15 protein-coding genes are annotated in these 14250 nt (G+C 64.2%); 7 read left to right on the top strand and 8 right to left on the bottom strand.

What is annotated here, in order from left to right; genetic code table 11:
* Nucleotides 1-5 precede the first annotated feature (5 nt).
* Nucleotides 6-953, top strand: coding sequence for a M23 family metallopeptidase (locus tag A3AC_RS0118680; protein WP_025600752.1), 948 nt, complete (start codon nucleotides 6-8; stop codon nucleotides 951-953).
* Between the two features lie 31 nt (nucleotides 954-984).
* Here the strand turns inward: A3AC_RS0118680 and A3AC_RS0118675 are convergent, their stop codons facing one another.
* Nucleotides 985-1803 carry an alpha/beta fold hydrolase gene (locus tag A3AC_RS0118675; protein ID WP_025600751.1) on the bottom strand — a complete coding sequence of 273 codons (819 nt, stop codon included), beginning with the start codon at nucleotides 1801-1803 and terminating at the stop codon, nucleotides 985-987.
* Between the two features lie 26 nt (nucleotides 1804-1829).
* Complete coding sequence (locus tag A3AC_RS0118670; protein WP_025600750.1) at nucleotides 1830-2228, bottom strand: hypothetical protein; 399 nt, start codon at nucleotides 2226-2228, stop codon at nucleotides 1830-1832.
* A 294-nt stretch (nucleotides 2229-2522) separates the two neighbouring features.
* Here A3AC_RS0118670 and A3AC_RS0118660 point away from each other — a divergent pair, with 294 nt between their 5' ends.
* The 3 genes from A3AC_RS0118660 to A3AC_RS0118650 are packed head-to-tail and all read left to right on the top strand — an operon-like array spanning nucleotide 2523 to nucleotide 6568.
* A complete protein-coding gene (locus A3AC_RS0118660; RefSeq protein ID WP_025600748.1) occupies nucleotides 2523-2978 on the top strand; it encodes a (2Fe-2S)-binding protein in 456 nt (151 codons plus the stop codon).
* A 1-nt stretch (nucleotide 2979) separates the two neighbouring features.
* Nucleotides 2980-5232 carry a xanthine dehydrogenase family protein molybdopterin-binding subunit gene (locus A3AC_RS0118655; protein WP_025600747.1) on the top strand — a complete coding sequence of 751 codons (2253 nt, stop codon included), beginning with the start codon at nucleotides 2980-2982 and terminating at the stop codon, nucleotides 5230-5232.
* A 13-nt stretch (nucleotides 5233-5245) separates the two neighbouring features.
* On the top strand, nucleotides 5246-6568 hold the full coding sequence (locus tag A3AC_RS0118650) for a c-type cytochrome (RefSeq protein WP_025600745.1): 1323 nt from the start codon (nucleotides 5246-5248) through the stop codon (nucleotides 6566-6568).
* A 111-nt stretch (nucleotides 6569-6679) separates the two neighbouring features.
* On the opposite strand, the gene A3AC_RS0118645 is transcribed toward A3AC_RS0118650, so the two are convergent.
* Genes A3AC_RS0118645 through A3AC_RS0118635 form a run of 3 tightly spaced genes read right to left on the bottom strand, consistent with a single transcriptional unit; the run spans nucleotide 6680 to nucleotide 8969 of the window.
* Nucleotides 6680-7336 carry an amino acid ABC transporter permease gene (locus A3AC_RS0118645; RefSeq protein ID WP_025600743.1) on the bottom strand — a complete coding sequence of 219 codons (657 nt, stop codon included), beginning with the start codon at nucleotides 7334-7336 and terminating at the stop codon, nucleotides 6680-6682.
* A gap of 2 nt (nucleotides 7337-7338) precedes the next feature.
* A complete protein-coding gene (locus tag A3AC_RS0118640) occupies nucleotides 7339-8085 on the bottom strand; it encodes an amino acid ABC transporter permease (protein ID WP_025600742.1) in 747 nt (248 codons plus the stop codon).
* A 41-nt stretch (nucleotides 8086-8126) separates the two neighbouring features.
* Nucleotides 8127-8969, bottom strand: a complete 843-nt coding sequence (locus A3AC_RS0118635; RefSeq protein ID WP_025600740.1) for a transporter substrate-binding domain-containing protein — start codon at nucleotides 8967-8969, stop codon at nucleotides 8127-8129.
* Between the two features lie 335 nt (nucleotides 8970-9304).
* On the opposite strand from A3AC_RS0118635, the gene A3AC_RS0118630 reads away from it, so the two are divergent.
* Nucleotides 9305-10198, top strand: a complete 894-nt coding sequence (locus A3AC_RS0118630; RefSeq protein WP_025600738.1) for a LysR substrate-binding domain-containing protein — start codon at nucleotides 9305-9307, stop codon at nucleotides 10196-10198.
* 31 nt (nucleotides 10199-10229) lie between these two features.
* Here the strand turns inward: A3AC_RS0118630 and A3AC_RS0118625 are convergent, their stop codons facing one another.
* Together A3AC_RS0118625 and A3AC_RS0118620 are read right to left on the bottom strand one after the other, a co-directional pair.
* Nucleotides 10230-11312: a calcium:proton antiporter gene (locus A3AC_RS0118625; RefSeq protein ID WP_025600736.1), complete on the bottom strand. Its 1083-nt coding sequence runs from the start codon at nucleotides 11310-11312 to the stop codon at nucleotides 10230-10232.
* Between the two features lie 176 nt (nucleotides 11313-11488).
* Complete coding sequence (locus tag A3AC_RS0118620) at nucleotides 11489-11851, bottom strand: BON domain-containing protein (protein WP_025600735.1); 363 nt, start codon at nucleotides 11849-11851, stop codon at nucleotides 11489-11491.
* Between the two features lie 408 nt (nucleotides 11852-12259).
* On the opposite strand from A3AC_RS0118620, the gene A3AC_RS0118615 reads away from it, so the two are divergent.
* Nucleotides 12260-12907, top strand: coding sequence for a DNA-3-methyladenine glycosylase (locus A3AC_RS0118615; protein WP_025600733.1), 648 nt, complete (start codon nucleotides 12260-12262; stop codon nucleotides 12905-12907).
* A 277-nt stretch (nucleotides 12908-13184) separates the two neighbouring features.
* Nucleotides 13185-13529, top strand: a complete 345-nt coding sequence (locus tag A3AC_RS0118610) for a DUF4148 domain-containing protein (protein ID WP_025600732.1) — start codon at nucleotides 13185-13187, stop codon at nucleotides 13527-13529.
* A 154-nt stretch (nucleotides 13530-13683) separates the two neighbouring features.
* On the opposite strand, the gene A3AC_RS0118605 is transcribed toward A3AC_RS0118610, so the two are convergent.
* The gene (locus A3AC_RS0118605) at nucleotides 13684-14127 is read right to left on the bottom strand and encodes a CBS domain-containing protein (protein ID WP_025600730.1); all 444 of its coding nucleotides are present in this window, start codon (nucleotides 14125-14127) and stop codon (nucleotides 13684-13686) included.
* Between the last annotated feature and the right edge of the window lie 123 nt (nucleotides 14128-14250).

Raw genomic sequence — 14250 nt, 5'->3', positions numbered from 1 at the left:
ACTTGATGGGAAAGCGTTTCGACAGGGCAATGGTGATGAGCCTCGCCGGCGCCTGGCTCGCGCTTGCAATGAGTGGCTGCGCCAACGTGGGGCAGCAGGGTGAGCAGACCGGCGCGGCATCGGCCGCCTCGGGGGTACCGGTCGCGAGTGCGGCGAATGCGCCAGGCGCGGGTGGCATGTCGGCGTCGGCGAATACGGTGAACAGGGGTGGTGTGGCTCAAGTTGCGCCGCTCAGGAAAGCGCCGCCGCTGGTGTATCGCGTGAAGCGCGGCGACACGCTTGCGCGCATCGCGCAGCGTCATCATTGCAGCGTCAAGGAGTTGCAGGCTTGGAACGGCCTGAAGGCGTCCTCGCGATTGAAGAACGGCCAGGTGTTGCGCGTGGCATCGCCGGAAACCGTACAGGCGGTCAATGCCGCGGCGGCTGCGGCAAAAGCTGCAACTGCGGGAGCGAATGCGTCAGCCGCGCAGGAGGTGGCTGCAGCAGGATCGGCGGGGGTCGCACCGGCGGCACAGGCTACGGCCACGCTCGGCGCCGCAGAAGCCCGCGAAGTCGCACAACAAACCACCCGCCGCGCAAACGGCCTGTCGCTTGCGTGGCCCGCTGGCGGCCGGGTTGTCGAAGCGTTCCAGCCAGGCGAGACGCGCGGCATCGAGATCGGCGGCAAGCCAGGCGACCCGGTTCGCGCAGCCGCCGACGGTAAGGTCATGTACGCCGGCACGGGCTTGAACAGCTACGGCAGTCTCATCATCGTGCAGCACAACAAGGACTTTCTGACCGCCTACTCGCATAACCGCAAGCTGCTGGTCAAAACCGGCGACATTGTCCGACAGGGGCAGCAGATCGCCGAAATGGGCGACGAAAACAATTCGCGCGTTTCGGTCGGCTTCGAATTGCGCCGCGACGGCAAACCTGTCGATCCGATGCCTTATCTGCCGCAAGGACGCGGCTAACCGCACGACGCTGACGCTGCGGCGGCGCGCGTCAGTCGAGCCACCTCAGCGCCGCCGCCACGATGGCCTCCGGCGCGTCCTCCTGCATCAGATGCCCCGCGCGCGGCACGGCCTGAAAACGCGCCTCGGGAATCACCCCGGCAAGACGCCGGCCGCGTTCCAGCGGAATCCACTGATCCTCTTCGCCCCACAGAATCTGCGTCGGACAGCGCAGTTGCGAATAGCGCGGCTCCACTTCATCGGTATAGCGCTGGTCCATCTGCGCGATCTGCCGGTAAAACGCCGCTTGTCCGGTTGCGCCGAGCCATGGCGTGACGTACGGCGCAAGCTCCTTATCTGTGATGTCACGCGCGATCGCACCGCGCACATATGCGCTCACCACGGCTTCATGAATGTAGGGCGGCAGTCCGGCGAACGCATCGCCGTGGCGACGCACATGCTGCACGAAGGGCGAGCCCCACGGCGCGAGCGCGACCGGATCGATCAGCGTCAGGCTGCGATATTCGCAACCGTCAATAAGATGCGCGCGCAACGAAGTCGCCCCGCCGAAGTCATGCGCGATCACGTCTGGGCTCTTCAATTGCCAATGCGCGAGCAACTCGGCTAGCAAGACGTTCTGGACGCCGAGCGACACGTCCTGAGCGTCGCCCATATGCGACTGACCATAGCCGAGCAGGTCGTAATAGTGGACCGTGCGAATCTGCGCCAGATGCGGCGCAATGCGATGCCACACATAAGATGAGAACGGCGTGCCATGCACGAGTACGAGCGGCGGTCCGGTTCCCGTCACGTTGAAGCGCACGGTTTGATCGCGGAACGTATAGCTTTCGGGGAGTGGCCAGTCGGTCATGGCAGCGAGCGGTGACGAATAGCGGTCTACTTTGTCTGCGCGCCGCGCAGCACCTGCGATACCTGCCCGTGCAGGTGCAGGATGCCCGGGTCGGCCTGCAATAGCGGCAGATAACGCGGCAAGAAAACGTTGTTCGGCTGATCGGCGGAAAAGAGGCCGGTGATGGCTTCGGCCGCGGCGAGCCGGTCGGCGGAATCGGCTTCCTTATCGTCGAGTATTTCGTCGACGTTCGCGATGATCGTCGAAAGCGGTGTCAGCCAGCGGAACCCAGAGCCGTTGATCAACACTTGCAGAAACGCCGCGGGCGTGACCGGGCCGAACTCTTTTTCATACGCCGAGCGCTCGTGATCGAGTATCGCCTTATGCAGCGCGAGCAGCGGCTTGCGGATGTCCGAGAGGAACTGGGTGCATTGCTGGTCGTTCATGATGCGTCTCCTTCGGATGGTCAGTGCGGTCGCGTCCATGCTAACAAAAATGCGCGCCGCGAGCCGCGTTCGGCGCCTGCCGCAACAGGTCGGGCACGCTCCAGGCGAACTTTTTGACGCACGGCTACAATCGCCGCACCCTCACAACGAAGCAGCGCGGCGGCGGGTTTTCCGAGCCGCGCATCGGCATTGCGTATTAGTCCGGACTCTCGAATAAACGCGACAAGTCGTTGCGTTTTGATCGGCGTGCTGGTCTAAAGAGGCGAATAAAGATAACCCCACAAGGAACCGCTCATGACAACGTTCAACATCAACGGCGAGACCCATACCGTCGACGCACCGCCTGACATGCCACTGTTATGGGTTTTGCGCGATCTCGTCGGCTTGACCGGAACGAAGTTCGGTTGCGGCATTGCTCAATGCGGCGCTTGCACTGTGCATCTCGACGGCGTCGCGGTGCGTTCGTGCGTGCTGCCGGCGGCGGCGGTCGGCGACAGGAAGATCACCACGATCGAGGCAGTCGGCAACACGCCGGCCGGCCAGAAAGTGCAGCAGGCGTGGCGTCAACTCGACGTCGTGCAATGCGGGTACTGCCAGTCGGGCCAGGTGATGTCGGCGGCTTCGCTGATCGCGAGCAACCCCAATCCCAGCGATGCGGACATCGACGCCGCCATGGCAGGCAACATCTGCCGTTGCGGCACCTACAACCGTATCCGCGCGGCGATCAGGCACGCGGCGAAGGGAGTCTGACATGTCGCAAGGATTACTCGACGCGCACAAAGGCACGAAACGCCCGCAAGCCGGATCACATGAACCACGCGGCTTGTCGCGCCGCACGTTTCTGAAGCTTGGCGTGAGCGTGGGCGCCGCGGCGGGCGGCGGCCTGCTGCTCGGCTTCAGCGTGCCGGCCGTCAGTCAGGATCAGAAGGCCGGCAAATCGGTGATCGGCGGCGACGCAAACGAAGCGCCTCAAAGCGGAGTGTTCGCACCGAACGCGTTCATCCAGATCGACACGGCAGGCAAAGTCACGCTGGTGATTCCCAAGGTCGAGATGGGCCAGGGCGTGTATACGTCGATCCCGATGCTGATTGCAGAAGAACTGGAAGTCCCGCTCGACACCGTCACGCTCGACCACGCGCCGCCGGACGAAAAGCTCTTCACGGACCCGCTGCTCGGCGGCCAGCTCACCGGGGGTTCGACGTCGATCCGCTATGCATGGGAGCCGATGCGCCGGGCCGGCGCGACGGCCCGTACACTGCTCATCAACGCGGCCGCGCAGCAATGGCAGGTCGACGCCGCGAGCTGTCACGCGCAAAACGGCCAGGTCATTCACGCGGCGAGCAATCGTAGCATCGGCTATGGTCAACTGGTGGATGCCGCCGCGAAATTGCCCGCGCCGCAGAACGTGCCGCTCAAGAACCCGAAGGACTTCAGGATCATCGGCACGGCGGTCAAGCGCCTCGATTCGCCGGAAAAAGTGGATGGCAGCGCGCGCTTCGGTCTCGACGTGCGCGTGCCCGACATGGTCTACGCGGCCATCGCCAACTGCCCGGTGTTCGGCGGCACGCTCGGGAGCGTCGACGATACTCACGCGAAGAAGATTCCGGGCGTGCGTCAGGTCGTGAAGATCGACAACGCGGTCGCGGTGATCGGCGACCACACGTGGGCCGCCAAACGCGGATTGCAGGCGCTCGATATCAAGTGGAACGAGGGAGCGGACGCAAAGCTCTCGATGAAACAGATCGTCGACGATCTTGCTCATGCGTCGCAGCGCAACGGCGCGGTCGCCCGCAAGGACGGCGACGTGGCGCAGGCTTTTTCGAACGCGAAGAAGCGTGTCGATGCGATCTACCAGCAGCCGTTTCTTGCCCACGCCACGATGGAGCCGATCAACTGCACGGTGCACGTGCGGCCCGACAGCTGCGAAGTCTGGCTCGGCTCTCAGGTGCCAACGCGCGTGCGCGATGCGGCGATGGCGGTCACCGGCTTGCCCGCCGACAAGATCGTCGTGCACAACCATCTGATTGGCGGCGGCTTCGGGCGGCGGCTCGAATTCGATATGGTCACGCAGGCGGTCAAGATCGCCAAACAGGTGCAGACGCCCGTGAAAGTGTTGTGGACGCGTGAAGAAGACATTCAGCACGACATGTACCGCCCTTACTACTACGACAGGATCTCCGCCGGTCTCGACGCGAACGGCAAGCCGCTCGCATGGCAGCACCGGATTGTCGGCTCGTCGATCCTCGCGCGCTTCGCGCCGCCCGCGTTCAGGAATGGGCTTGATCCGGACGCCGTCGAGGTCGCTGCCGACCTGCCGTACGACTTGCCGAACCAGCTCGTCGACTACGTGCGTCAGGAACCGCATGCGATTCCCACCGCGTTCTGGCGTGGCGTCGGCCCCACGCGCAGCACCTTCGTGGTGGAAAGTTTCATCGACGAACTCGCGGCCGAGGCCAAGGTCGACCCGGTCAAGTACCGGCGCGATCTGCTCGGCAAGACGCCGCGCGCGCTCAACGTGCTCAACACCGCAGCGCAGGCGGCCGACTGGGGCAGCGCGCTGCCGAAGGGACAGGGGCGCGGCGTGTCGGTCATGCACGCGTTCGGCAGCTACTTTGCGATTGTCGTCGACGTCGCGGTGGAGCAGGGCGAGGTGGCGGTCAAGCGGGTGGTGTGCGCGGTGGATTGCGGCATGGTGGTCAATCCGAACACGGTCGAGGCGCAGGTGCAAGGCGGCATCATCTTCGGCATCACGGCAGCGCTTTATAGCGAGATCACCATCAAGGACGGCCGCGTCCAGCAGAACAACTTCACCGACTACCGGATGCTGCGCATCGACCAGACGCCGCCTATCGACGTGCATATCGTGAAGAGCAGCGAGGCGCCGGGCGGCATCGGCGAGCCTGGCACGGCGGCGCTCGCGCCGGCGCTGACGAACGCGATTTTCGCAGCCACCGGCAAGCGGCTGCGGCAATTGCCGGTGGGCAGCCAACTGCAAACCGCTTAACGGGAGCCCCGATATGAAAAGCACACTGAAGGGTTTCGGCGCGGCGCTCAGCGTCGCGCTGCCTTTGCTGATGCAGGCAGCGACGGCGACAGCGGCAACAGCGGCGGCAACAGCGGCGGCCACGGCAGCGGCAGCGGACCCCGCGCTCGTGCAGCGCGGCGCTTACCTCGCGAAGGCGGGCGACTGCGTGGCGTGTCACACCGCCCCGAAAGGCAAGCCGTTCGCGGGCGGCCTGCCGATGAACACGCCGATGGGCCAGATCTATACGACCAACATCACGCCGGACCCGCAAACCGGCATCGGCAGTTACACGGAACAGGACTTCGCGCGCGCCATGCGCGAAGGCGTCGCGAAAGACGGGCACAACCTGTATCCGGCCATGCCGTATCCGTCGTATGCAAAGGTCAATGACGACGACATGAAAGCGCTCTACGCGTTCTTCATGAACGGCGTCGCGCCGGTTCAGCAGGCCAATCGCGAGCCGGACATCAAGTGGCCGATGAACATGCGCTGGCCGCTCAAGCTCTGGAACATGGTGTTCCTTGAGAAGGGCGTGTATCAGAACAAGCCGGGCAAAGACGTTGCGTGGAATCGCGGCGCCTATCTGATCCAGGGACTCGGGCATTGTGGCTCGTGCCATACGCCGCGCGGCATTGCGTTCGAGGAGAAGGCGCTCGACGAAAGCGGCAGCGCGTTTCTCACCGGCAGCCTGCTCGACGGCTGGTTCGCGACCAACCTGACCGGCGAGCATAACGTCGGCTTGGGGCGCTGGAACGATCAGGACTTGCAGGTATTCCTGAAGACCGGCGCGAATCGGCACGCGTCCGCATTCGGCTCGATGACGAGCGTGATCAACAACAGCACGCAGGCTCTGAACGATGCCGACATCGCGGCGATGACGATGTATTTGAAGTCACTGCCGCCGGCGGGCGGCAATGGCGCGCCGCCTTACACGTACGATCCGCAAGCGACGAAGGTGTCGCTCAACCGTCCCGCGAACGATGCCGGCGCGCGCGTCTACACCGCGTACTGCATGCATTGCCATGGCGTCGACGGACGCGGCTTCGCGCCGATGCTCGCGCCGCTGGCGGGCAATCCGAACGTGCTGGAGAAAGACGCGTCGTCGCTCATCAACGTGACGCTGAACGGCACCGAAGATCTCGTGATCGGCGGTATTCCCGCGCCGTATCCAATGCCTAAGTACGCGCCGGTGCTGAACGATCAGCAGATCGCCGACGTGCTGACTTTCGTGCGCGCCGGTTGGAACAACGGCGCGCCGGCAGTGACGGCCGCCGACGTCGCGAAGCTGCGCAAGTCGACGCAAGCCGCGCGTTAGCAGCAGATCGTCGACCAGCGACACAAGAAAAAAGCGTCAACCGTCTTGCGGCGGTTGACGCTTTTTCATTTCGCAAAGCACGAGCTGACGCTCATGCCACTGCGGCGGCCGCTAACGATGCTGGCCCACCTTGTTGCGCTTTTCCAGTATTCGCGCATACCACGTCAGCGGGAAGCACATCGCGAAGTAGATCATTGCGACCATGCCGTAGATCGGGAACGGGCGGAACGCGGCGTTGGTGATCATCGTGCCGGTCTTCGTCAATTCCGTGAAGCCGATGATCGACGCAAGCGCCGTGCTTTTGACCACCTGCACGAGAAAGCCGACCGTCGGCGCGACGGCGATTTTCAGTGCCTGCGGCCAGACGATATAGCGCAGCTGCTGGCCGAACGTCATGCCGAGACTCGCGCCCGCGGCCCATTGACCGCGCGGCACGGCCTCCACGCAGCCGCGCCAGATGTCGACCAGATATGCGCTCGTATAAAGCGTCAACGTGACAGTCGCCGCGACCCACGGCGACACGTCCACGCCCACCAGCGGCAATCCGAAAAACGCCAGAAAGAGTTGCATCAGCAGCGGCGTGCCCTGAAACACTTCCACATAGAGCACGACGATGCGGCGCAACCACGCAATCGGCGACACGCGCATCGCGAGCAGAATGAGGCCCACGAGGCCGCCGCCGACGAAAGCGATCAGCGAGAGCAGCACTGTCCAGCGCGCGGCCAGCAGCAGATTGCGGGCGATGTCCCAGAGTGTGAATTCGACCATGATCAACGCTCCGTCGGCAGAGTGCGGGGACCGCGCCACATCAGGCGGGTGCGCCAGTTGCGCGGCGCGCTTTCCGAGCCGCGCGCGGCGCGGCCGGCGAACAGGCCGCGTCCGAACCGGTTGAGGATTTGCCGCAATGCGATGGACAGCAGCAGATACGTCGCGGTGGTGATCACGTAGCTCTCGAATGAGCGGAAGTTGCGCGACTGGATGAAGTTGGCCGCGTAGGTGAGATCGGGAACCGAGATTTGCGACACGACCGCGGAGCCGAGCATCACGATCAGCACCTGGCTCAGCAGCGCGGGAAACACGTTGGCAAGCGCCTGCGGCAGCACGATGTAGCGGAACACCTGGCGCCCATGCAGGCCCAGCGCCTGCGCCGCCTGAACCTGGCCGCGCGGGATGGAATCGATGCCGGCGCGCACGATCTCGATCGCGTAGGCACCGAGGTTCACCGTCATCGCCAGAATCGCGGCCTGTATCTCGTCGATATGAATGCCCAGGCTCGGCAGGCCGAAGAACACGAAAAAGAGCTGCACGATGAACGGCGTGTTGCGGATCACTTCCACGTAGCTCGCCACGACCCAGCGTGTCCATGCGGGTCCGGCCACCGCGACGACCGCGCCGGCAATGCCAACAAGGCCGCCGAGCAAGGTCGAGACGGCCGTGAGCGCGAGCGTGACGGCCACGCCGTGCGCGAGCATGCCCGCATAGAGGCCGAAGCCGCTGAAATCGAACGCATAGGTCATGACTTGGCGCTCATCGTGAGGTCAATCTCCGTACCGTAAATTCAGAGGTCGGCGGGCAGCGGCGCGCGCAGCCATTTCTGCGAGATCGCGTTCATGGTGCCGTCGCTGCGAGCCTTGGCGATGGTTTCGTCGACTTTCTGCTTCAGACGCGGCTCGTTCTTGTTCAGGCCGACGTGATCCGGCGAGCTGAACAGGGAAAATTTCTGCTCGGGATCGTTCGCGGGATGACGCGCGAGAATGGTGGCGCCGACGTCGTTGCCGACGACCATCAACTGTACCTGACCAGAAATAAACGCCGAAATTGCTCCGTTCGGATCGTCGAAACGTTTGATGTTCGCGGTGGGCGGCGCGATCTTCGTGACGCTGAGGTCTTCCAGCGTGCCGCGCGCGACCGAGATCGACTTGCCAGCGAGGTCGGCGGCGTTCTTCACGGGCAATGCTTTCGGGCCGAACACGGCGAGATAGTAGGGCGCGTAGGGTTTCGAAAAGTCGATCACCTTCTCGCGTTCCGGCGTCTGGCCGACCGACAGCAGCATGTCGGCCTTGCGGTCGGCCAGGTAGGCCATGCGGTTGTCGCCCGTCACCTGCACGAGTTCCACCTTGGCGTTGAGCGCGCGGCCGATCAGATTGGCGACGTCGATGTCGTAGCCCATCGGCTTCATGTCCGGACCGATCGAGCCGAACGGCGGATAGTCCATGAACACGCCGATGCGCACCGTGCCGGTTTTGGCGATGTTGTCCAGCGCATCGGCATGGGCGGCCGGCGAAAACGCGCTGAGCGCGCCAGCAGCGGTGAGAGCGAGCGCCGCGGCGAGGGTGGCGAACGCGCGGCGAGCGGTCGACGTCGATGTCGATGTCGATTGAGCGGGCTTGGGCTGGTTCATGGTGTGTCCTCTGTCGAAAAACGCGTATTGGAATGAGGTGAACGAATGAGGTGGACTCTAGGTTTGCCAAAATCCCTCAACAAACGAAATATCCGCATGGAGGCCATGACGTAAGCTCATGCGCGCGGCATCGCCTCGGGCCGCGGCGGGGCGAGGCAAACGGCGAGGCAAACGGCGCGGTGCTTCTTCTTACGTATGAGCCGCACGCATGTAGCCAGGGTCGGCCGCAATGCGTCGCGCCAGGCGCGATCGCGTATCCTGTCGGGTTGGAAGGCGTGCCGGGGCCGGCTGCCCGTCGCGCCGCCTCAATGACTTTTTCTTATCCGGACACTTCGATGCGACGTCTCCCGCCGCTCAACGCGCTGCAGATTTTCGAAACCGTGGCGCGCCATCGCAGCTTCACGCGCGCGGCCGACCATCTGTGTCTCACGCAAGGCGCGGTGAGCCGGCAGATCATCGCGCTCGAGGACTACTACAAGTTCCCGCTGTTCAAGCGTCACGCGAAAGGGCTCACGCTCACCGCCGAGGGCGAAATGCTGCTGCCCGCGGTGAAAGAAAGCTTTGCGCGCATCGAGGAGATTTCGCTGCGGCTCACGCGGCAGCGCACGGACCTCGCGCTGAAGGTGCCGACCTGCGTGATGCGCTGGATGCTGCCGAAGATCATGCGCTTCCAGACCGAGTATCCCGAGCTGCATGTGCAGATCACGACGACGTGGCAGCACGACGTCGATTTCCAGCTCGAACCGTTCGATGCGGCAATCATTTATGGCTCGTCGCCGGGAGCGGACGTGCAAGCGGTGCCGCTCTTCGAGGAGCGTCTCACGCCGGTGTGCGCGCCCGATCTGCTGAAGGACAAGCCGCTCGCCGCGCTCGGCGATCTGGCGCGCCATACGCTGCTGCATCCGACTCGCGATCATCGCGACTGGAAAATGTGGCTCGCCAAAGTGGCCGAAGCGGATCCGGCCCACGCACGCGCGATCGACGCCGAACACGGTCCGAGCTTCGACACGCTCGACATGGCCACCAATGCGGCGTTGCAGGGCTTCGGCGTGGCCATCAGCGATCTGGCATTGATCGACGAAGACGTGGCCGCGCGGCGTCTCGTGCGGCCTTTCGATACGGTGCTCAAGACGGGTTGGCGCTATTACTTCGTGTATCCGGATTCGGTCGCGCATCAGCAGAAACTGAAGCTGTTTCGCGACTGGATCGCGGCGCATTGGGAAGAGTAGGCGCGCGCAAGCCCGCGTCGAATGCAACGCGTCAGGGCGCGAACGAGAGGAAGAGGTAGGCGGCGAACAGCGACAGGTGAACGGCGCCCTGCAGGATCGTCGTGCGCCCGGTGCTGAGCGTTAGCGTGCCGACCAGCAGCGTCAGCAAAAGCAGCACCGTTTCCTTGCCGTTGATGCCGAGCACGAGCGGTTGGCCGGTCGCCAGAAAGACGCCTGCCACGGTCGGAATGGTGAGGCCGATACTGGCGAGAGCCGAGCCGAGCGCGAGATTCAGGCTGTTTTGCAAGCGGTCGGCGCGTGCCGCGCGCACCGCGGCGAGGCCTTCCGGCAGCAGCACCAGCGCGGCGATCACAATGCCGACCACCGCCGGCGGCGCGCCCGCGTTCTGAACCGCTGTTTCGACCACCGGCGACAACAGCTTGGCAAGCAGTACGACGGCGACAAGGCACACCAGCAGCAAGCCGCCGCTCGTGAGCGCGAGTGCGGCGCCTGGCGGCGCGGCATGCACGTCTTCGTCGGGCACGCCGGCGAGAAAGTAGTCGCGATGCCGAACCGTCTGCACGAAGACGAACACGCCGTACAGCACCAGCGACGACACCCCGGCGAACGCCAGCTGCGACGAGGACAGCACCGGACCCGCATGGGTCGTCGTGTAGTTAGGCATGACGAGCGTCAGCACGGATAAGGACGCGAGCACGGCGAGGGCGGCAGCCGCGCCTCGAATCTGGAAATCCTGCTCGCGATGGCGAATGCCGCCCACCAGCAGGCACAGTCCGACAATGCCGTTGCAGACGATCATGACGGCGGCGAACACCGTGTCGCGCGCGAGACCGGCTTTCTCGGGACCGGAGGTCAGCATGACCGAGACGATCAGCGCGACCTCGATCACCGTGACGGCGACCGCGAGCACCAGCGTGCCGAATGGTTCACCCACGCGATGCGCAACCACTTCTGCGTGATGCACGGCCGCGAATACCGCCGAGCACAGCGCGATGCCCACCAGCGCGAGCAGTAGCCCATTGCCTGGCAGCACGTAGGCCGCAGCCAGCACGATCCACGCGACGACCGGCACGGCCAGAGTCCAGCGGGGCAAGATGGTCGTGGGCGTGGTCATCGGCTTCCTTTGTCTGGTGCCTGTTCTGGATGATGCGACGAGCCTGGAATCTGGAACGGGACTGACGATGCGCTTCAGGCCCTCGCATGCGCTGGACACACCGACGCCCTTGCAACGGGACATCGCGGCGCCCGCTTGCGATATTGCCGGCGCCATGACGGCGCCGGCTTTACCCGTTACTGCCCGACCGCACGAACCGTCAAAGCGTTCTTGACCGACGTCACACCTGCCACGCCTTGCGCCGCTTGCGTCGCGACGTCGATTTGCGACTGTTCCGGTACCGTGCCGGCCAGCGTCACCGCGCCGCCGCGTGCACGCACGTTGATGTTGGCGACGCTCAGGCCCTTGGTCCTGGCGAGCGCGCTGCGGACCTTGCGACCGAGCGCACGGTTGGCAGCCTTGGCCTGCTTGCCCGTTGCCGCCGACGATGCCGCCGCTGCCGGTGTGGCCGCCGCGTCGCTGCTTTGCGCGGATGCGTTGAGCGAGGCCAGTACGATCAGCGCGCCGCCGACCATCTTCATTGCCGTGGATGCTTTCATGCGAGTTTCTCCTTGTCGTGAATTGGCTGGTTCCCGGGCGGGAACCGTATGCTTGCACTACAGGTACAGCGGGATGGAACGCGAAGGACGTTGCTGCGGGTCTTGCGAATGCTTCAGGCTGACAGGTTCACCGAGGCTGCTGGCGGGCCCAGGCCCACGCTGCCCGCCGGGAGCTTGCTGCGGGCCGGAAGGACACGATACTCCAATTAGTTCCAGAATGAGATCGGCGGTGCCAGGAAATGAGGCTTCGCTACAACGGTCGTGCCGATAGGCGGCAATGCTTCGCCGCATGGCCTGGCGCTCCCGTAACACAGGCGCGGCCTCGCGCTTGCGACGGATGGACCAGCCAAGGCATAGGCCGACGCACAAACCAATGGACAAACCCACGCACAAACAAAGGCCCAACGCATGCGCAAACCGCAGCTTCGCATCATCCCCTTGTCGCGTGACGATTTGCCCGTCGGCGCGGCGGAACTCGCGCGTTTCATGATCGGCAAATACCTTGTTCACGACGCGCCGGAAGGGCGCATGAGCGGCCGTATCGTCGAGACCGAGGCGTATCCGGTAGGCGATTCGACGAGTCATGCTTTCATTGGACGCCGCCACTACAACGGCTCGTTGTTCCTCGCGCCAGGCCATGCGTATGTGAGACTGACCTACGGGGTCTCGTACATGCTCAACATGTCCGCGGAAGCGGAGGACGTGGGCGCCGGCGTCCTCATTCGCGCGGTCGAGCCGCTCGAAGGCCTGCCGCTCATGGAGGCACGCCGCCCGGGCGTGCCGCTGCGCGATCTCGCGCGCGGGCCGGGGCGCCTGACCGTGGCGCTGGGCATCGGTCCGTCGTTCGACGGCTACGATCTTTGCACGGGCCGGCAGTTGTGGATCGGCGTGATAGAGAAGGGCGATGCGCCCGTCGGCGTGACCACGCGCATAGGCCTGTCTCGCGAGATGCATCGTCCGCTGCGCTTTTTTGAGCCTGGCAGCGCGTTCGTGAGCGGACCTCGCAAGCTGCTCGTTGCCCCGCATGCGGACCTGGGCGACGGCTCGCAAATTTGAGCGCCGCGCCGCCTAAGCCAGCGGTTGGCGCTGCTGGCAGCTCAGGAGCGTTTCGTCGCGGAAGCCGCACATCATCCGTTGCGCAGCGCCCAATATTTACGGCGATGATGCGCGCTGCATCCGCCACCGGCAATTTCCTCGCACTTTTTCAACTGCGACAATTATGAATCTCACAAATAGGGGTTTTCCCTTGGTCTGCCGGTGACTAGACTGAAACCAGTCGCTTCCACATGGTGTGGCAAGCGCGGCAAATAAAACCAGTCTGGAGGTAATAATCATGAAATCGCTTATCAAGGCAGTCGCCATTGCAGCCGTTCTCGCCGCTCCGGTCGCCTCGTTTGCGCAGTCGAGCCAGCAACCGGTCACGCGCGCCGAAGTGCGCAACGAACTGATCCAGTTGGAACAAGCGGGCTATAACCCGGCTGTCAGCAACGACCCGAACTATCCGGCCGACATCCAGGCCGCCGAACGCCGCGTGCAGGCGCAAAACCCCGCAGTCGCAGAAACGCAGTTGCCGGTCGCCGACACGAGCGGCTACGGCGGCACGACGAGCGGCTCGTCGCAAGCGGGTGGTGTGCGTGAGCCGATGACTGGTCCGAAGTCGGTCTACTTCGGCAACTAGGTCAGCAACTAAGTCAGCAACTAAGTCAGCAACCAGGTCGAAGGGCCGTTAAGAATTCCAGGAACCTCCGCTGCCGCAAGGTAGCTTTGCCCAACCGTTCAGCGATTGGGCTTTTTTTGCGACCAACAGGCTGACATGCAGCCGGCGCGACCCGTCAGGGACGCTCGCCGTGAATGTAAAACTCGAGTTGCTGGATGGTGAATTGCTGTTCGGCGATGATGTTCTTCACCAGGTCGCCAATCGACACCATGCCGACGAGCCGGTCGTTCTCGATCACCGGGAGATGGCGCATACGCCGCTCGGTCATGAGCGCCATGCAGTCGTCGGTGGTCTGGTCGGGGCGTACGAAGCGCACCGCTTTGCTCATGATCTCGCGTACCGGCGTGGCCTTGGACGACCGGTCCATCAGCACGACCTTGCGCGCGTAGTCGCGCTCCGTGACGATTCCCGCGATGCTGTCGCCATCCGTCACGACCAGCGCGCCGATGCCCTTGTCGGCCATCAGCTTGATCGCTTCATAGACGGAGTCGTCGGCTCCGATCGTAAAGACGGTTGTGTGGTTCGGTTTGGTTTTAAGAAGCTGTGCAACGGTTGTCATGGAGCGGCTCCGTTTCGCAGTGCAGCACGCCGGCGCGGCGGGCTGTCGGGGACAGTCCATTGCAGTATAGGCGCGACGCGCCAGCGAGTGTGTCCGGGAATAACTGGAGCGCGCGAGGCAGGC

Origin of the sequence: Burkholderia sp. WSM2230 (genome assembly GCF_000472445.1) — a bacterium.
Taxonomy (GTDB): Bacteria; Pseudomonadota; Gammaproteobacteria; order Burkholderiales; family Burkholderiaceae; genus Paraburkholderia.
Note: the sequence above shows the minus strand (reverse complement) of the source record. Positions and strands in the feature narration are given on the sequence as shown.

What these genes read in the sequence shown, in the direction of transcription:
- A3AC_RS0118645 (WP_025600743.1), bottom strand. Translation starts at nt 7,336, where the DNA reads ATGGTCGAATTCACACTCTGGGACATCGCCCGCAATCTGCTGCTGGCC.
- A3AC_RS0118620 (WP_025600735.1), bottom strand. Translation starts at nt 11,851, where the DNA reads ATGAAAGCATCCACGGCAATGAAGATGGTCGGCGGCGCGCTGATCGTA.
- A3AC_RS0118635 (WP_025600740.1), bottom strand. Translation starts at nt 8,969, where the DNA reads ATGAACCAGCCCAAGCCCGCTCAATCGACATCGACATCGACGTCGACC.
- A3AC_RS0118660 (WP_025600748.1), top strand. Translation starts at nt 2,523, where the DNA reads ATGACAACGTTCAACATCAACGGCGAGACCCATACCGTCGACGCACCG.
- A3AC_RS0118680 (WP_025600752.1), top strand. Translation starts at nt 6, where the DNA reads ATGGGAAAGCGTTTCGACAGGGCAATGGTGATGAGCCTCGCCGGCGCC.
- A3AC_RS0118670 (WP_025600750.1), bottom strand. Translation starts at nt 2,228, where the DNA reads ATGAACGACCAGCAATGCACCCAGTTCCTCTCGGACATCCGCAAGCCG.
- A3AC_RS0118640 (WP_025600742.1), bottom strand. Translation starts at nt 8,085, where the DNA reads ATGACCTATGCGTTCGATTTCAGCGGCTTCGGCCTCTATGCGGGCATG.
- A3AC_RS0118655 (WP_025600747.1), top strand. Translation starts at nt 2,980, where the DNA reads ATGTCGCAAGGATTACTCGACGCGCACAAAGGCACGAAACGCCCGCAA.
- A3AC_RS0118625 (WP_025600736.1), bottom strand. Translation starts at nt 11,312, where the DNA reads ATGACCACGCCCACGACCATCTTGCCCCGCTGGACTCTGGCCGTGCCG.
- A3AC_RS0118650 (WP_025600745.1), top strand. Translation starts at nt 5,246, where the DNA reads ATGAAAAGCACACTGAAGGGTTTCGGCGCGGCGCTCAGCGTCGCGCTG.
- A3AC_RS0118675 (WP_025600751.1), bottom strand. Translation starts at nt 1,803, where the DNA reads ATGACCGACTGGCCACTCCCCGAAAGCTATACGTTCCGCGATCAAACC.
- A3AC_RS0118605 (WP_025600730.1), bottom strand. Translation starts at nt 14,127, where the DNA reads ATGACAACCGTTGCACAGCTTCTTAAAACCAAACCGAACCACACAACC.
- A3AC_RS0118610 (WP_025600732.1), top strand. Translation starts at nt 13,185, where the DNA reads ATGAAATCGCTTATCAAGGCAGTCGCCATTGCAGCCGTTCTCGCCGCT.
- A3AC_RS0118615 (WP_025600733.1), top strand. Translation starts at nt 12,260, where the DNA reads ATGCGCAAACCGCAGCTTCGCATCATCCCCTTGTCGCGTGACGATTTG.
- A3AC_RS0118630 (WP_025600738.1), top strand. Translation starts at nt 9,305, where the DNA reads ATGCGACGTCTCCCGCCGCTCAACGCGCTGCAGATTTTCGAAACCGTG.